The 3104-nt window shown below is 57.8% G+C and carries 5 protein-coding genes and 1 pseudogene; all 6 read left to right on the top strand.

Features of this window, described 5'->3' with window-relative positions; genetic code table 11:
• Positions 1 to 191: 191 nt before the first annotated feature.
• Positions 192 to 383 carry a hypothetical protein gene (locus F6X37_RS35470; RefSeq protein WP_187614636.1) on the top strand — a complete coding sequence of 64 codons (192 nt, stop codon included), beginning with the start codon at positions 192 to 194 and terminating at the stop codon, positions 381 to 383.
• A 3-nt stretch (positions 384 to 386) separates the two neighbouring features.
• Positions 387 to 536, top strand: a complete 150-nt coding sequence (locus F6X37_RS35465; protein ID WP_187614635.1) for a hypothetical protein — start codon at positions 387 to 389, stop codon at positions 534 to 536.
• 896 nt (positions 537 to 1432) lie between these two features.
• The gene (locus F6X37_RS35460) at positions 1433 to 1657 is read left to right on the top strand and encodes an ESPR domain-containing protein (RefSeq protein ID WP_187614634.1); all 225 of its coding nucleotides are present in this window, start codon (positions 1433 to 1435) and stop codon (positions 1655 to 1657) included.
• The gene (locus tag F6X37_RS38140; protein ID WP_187614633.1) at positions 1654 to 1965 is read left to right on the top strand and encodes a hypothetical protein; all 312 of its coding nucleotides are present in this window, start codon (positions 1654 to 1656) and stop codon (positions 1963 to 1965) included. The genes F6X37_RS35460 and F6X37_RS38140 overlap by 4 nt, the downstream gene beginning before the upstream one ends.
• Positions 1966 to 1991: 26 nt before the next feature.
• Entirely contained in the window at positions 1992 to 2561 is a 570-nt protein-coding gene (locus tag F6X37_RS35450; protein ID WP_187614632.1) for a hypothetical protein, read from the top strand.
• Positions 2533 to 3104 (top strand): annotated as a pseudogene (locus F6X37_RS35445) (hypothetical protein); the annotation flags it as partial. The gene F6X37_RS35450 and the pseudogene F6X37_RS35445, both read left to right, overlap by 29 nt.

Below are 3104 nucleotides of genomic sequence, written 5' to 3'. Positions count from 1 at the left end.
GAACCCTGCAGATGCAGACTTGCAATGGTCAGGCGCTCTTCAGGCTGAAGTTGCTGGTACTGAGTTCTTTCGTGCATCGCAACACCTTATACGAAACAGGTGTTGCACTTCAGATTTGAGGCCGCCAAGTCTTTCCCTTCTTCGGCAGTTTTACAACTTGCGATGTAGTGTGAAGATCAAAGGAAATCGAAATGTCGAATAACAAAGAGGCCGGAACTGTTCAGGCGCTACTCGCGTTCGTCAATCTCCAAAAGAATGAAGAGCGCGAATTTATAGTAACAATGAACCTCCTGCTTCGAGCCTCTCCAAAAGGACGGCGGGAAATCATTGCTCAACTTCAGGGGAAAACCTTGGTGAACTCTGATGTTCCCGGAAGGCTATAGGCATTGTCGTCGCTGGCCCGGCGCGGCGAATACAACGGTTTGATAGCCGGCCTGCGCAGCACTGGCGTGGCGCCGTGCGGCACACCAGATGCGCTGCATGTTCGCCATGCGTTGCTGCTGTACAGCTCCCAGCCTACGATCTCGCGGCTCTAAAGCCTTACCGTTGGCGGCAGAAACGTCATGTCCCAGCACTAGACCTACCGCGGTGCCCTCGCGACGTGTGTGGCGGACGGTCCCGCGAAAACGTTTTGGTGCGGCCACGGCGTGTCGTCTTGCCGTGCTCGCGCAGTACACGCATGCATAGGTCGATTCGCTGGCGAAGTACACGCCTTCGTAAGCCAGCATCTGCATGATGCCCCGCCGGCGGGATATCGGCGAAGTGCGGCTCGTTGGCTACGCAGAGCACGTTTGTATGCTCGTCGGGATTCAGGGTGTGCGCGGACTAGAGGTCTGGAGTCGCCATTGACGAGCCCCAACATCAAATCCGGCGACCTCGTAGGCCAAGCTCAACCCTGAGTAAGCCCAATCGGCTGATTCGGTTTTCGGCCCAGCCGCATGCGACGCTCCCGTTCACGCGTCGGGCGCGCGCCCGACGCAGCGAAAGCATTGTCTGTTCCGCTTATGTCTTGATCGGTAAAAAGCGCATGTGCAGTCGATTTACCGCCTCGCAGATTGTTCCGGCTTCGGCCGCATCGGTCTTGTCGCTCCTCACGCATGGCAGAGCGAACTGCGGAGCTATCAGGCACGCCGGGTGGGCTACTCACTTAGATGGCCCTGCTGCGGGGAAGGTGGGCGCCATAAATCGTACTGGACCTATAGTCACCATCCCAAAAAATATAGACTGAAATCAGTTACAGAGGTCAGGGCAAGACGATCTGACTCTCTCCAGATTCAACCGTATTGAGCGATCACTAACTTCCCACATTGCGGCGCGCGTGAACATCGCGATTTTCTTGCGAAAGGTTTGCCGGGTCGGAAGACGACAATGATCGCCATACGATAAGCAATCCTACGTTATACAGATTAGCGCACTCCTTAAGGAATACATCATGAACAAGTCATATGTCAGCGTTTGGAATGAATCCCTTGGTTCGTGGGTGGCGGCATCGGAGCATACGAGAGCGCGCAGCAAGCGTAGCAAGTCGCGAGTTGTGGCTGACAGCATCGTTGCGGCCTTGGGCGTGATTGTCGGATGCAGTGGGGTCGCTGAGGCGGATGTGACGAACCCTATCGGCACCTACGGCAACTTCGTGGTAGTAACATCACTACCGTGAGTAAAGCAGCCTCGGCGACTACTGGGTCAATCGCGATCGGAGCTGGTGCGCTCGCTTCGGGTGAAACTGGTTATGACGGTAGTTCGGCAGTTGCCATCGGCGAGGGGGCGACCGCGAGCGGAGGTGCGTCGATTGCATTTGGAGAGGTCGCCATCGTCACCGGCAGCAAATCGGCTGCGTTTGGCTCCGCTTCCACCGTGACTGCCAAAAATTCTGTGGCGCTAGGCCCCTTCAGCACGGTTACCGCTAGCAATAGCGTCGCCTTGGGCTCGTATTCGGTGGCCAACCGGGAAACACGGCTTCAGTAGGTACGGCCACCAGCCAGCGCCAGATCGTGAACGTTGCCGCAGGTACCCAGAGTAGCGACGCAGTCAACCTGAGCCCGCTCGGTAGTGTGGTGGGCGCTTTGGGCGGTGGCGTGGTGATCAACAAAAACGGCACGATTACAGCGCCAAGCTACAGCGTGGGCGGCACGACGGTCGACAACGTGGGCGATGCGCTCAGTAACATCGACGACCGTACGACGCAGAACACCGCGGACTTCGCAGGCAACACGTCAGCAATTGGCGGTCTGGACACCCGCGTGGGTGCAACCGAAGACAGCATCGCGAAGAACACGTCGGATATTGCAATGAATGTCTCGACGATCAGCAACATCGATGGTCGCGTATCGAGCGTCGAAGGCTCGGTGACGAACCTGACGCAGCAGCTGAGCTCGGGTGAAGTAGGCCTGGTGAAGCAGGATGCGGGTACGCAGGCGATCACGGTGGCATCGGAGACGGGCGGCAAGTCGATGGACATCATGGGCACGGAAGGTGCGCGTACGTTGAGCGGTGTGAAGGACGGCAAGCTGGCAGACGGTAGCACGGAAGCCGGTGAACGGCTCGCAACTGGCAGCTACTAACGACCGTGTGTCGACGGCTGAAGGCAAGATTGCGCAGAACATGACGGCGATTGGTGGTCTGGACACTCGTGTCGGTACGGCTGAAAGCAACATTGCGCAGGACACTGCGGATGTCGCAAACAACACGTCAGCAATTGGCGGTCTGGACACCCGCGTCGGCGCAACCGAAGACAGCATCGCGAAGCACACGTCGGATATTGCATCGAACGCTTCGACGATCAGCAACATCGATAGTCGCGTATCGAGCGTCGAAGGCTCGGTGACGAACCTGACGCAACAGCTTAGCTCGAGTGCAGTTGGCCTGGTGAAGCAGGATACGGGAACGCAGGCGATCACGGTGGCGTCGGAGACCGGTGGCAAGTCGGTGGACATCACGGGCACGGAAGGTGCGCGTACGCTGAGCGGTGTGAAGGAAGGTCCTCTATTCCGTTGCGCTCGAGCGACGTTGTCAGTTGCTGAGGTCGTCGCGAAGATGGCGCGAAGAAGAAATCAAAATCGCGGCTTCACGATCACCATTTGTCCGCTGACGTCATCGGTGCGCGA

This window comes from Paraburkholderia sp. 31.1, from assembly GCF_014397645.1.
In the GTDB taxonomy this organism is placed as follows: Bacteria; Pseudomonadota; Gammaproteobacteria; order Burkholderiales; family Burkholderiaceae; genus Paraburkholderia; species Paraburkholderia tuberum.
This window is presented reverse-complemented; position numbering and strand designations above follow the sequence as displayed.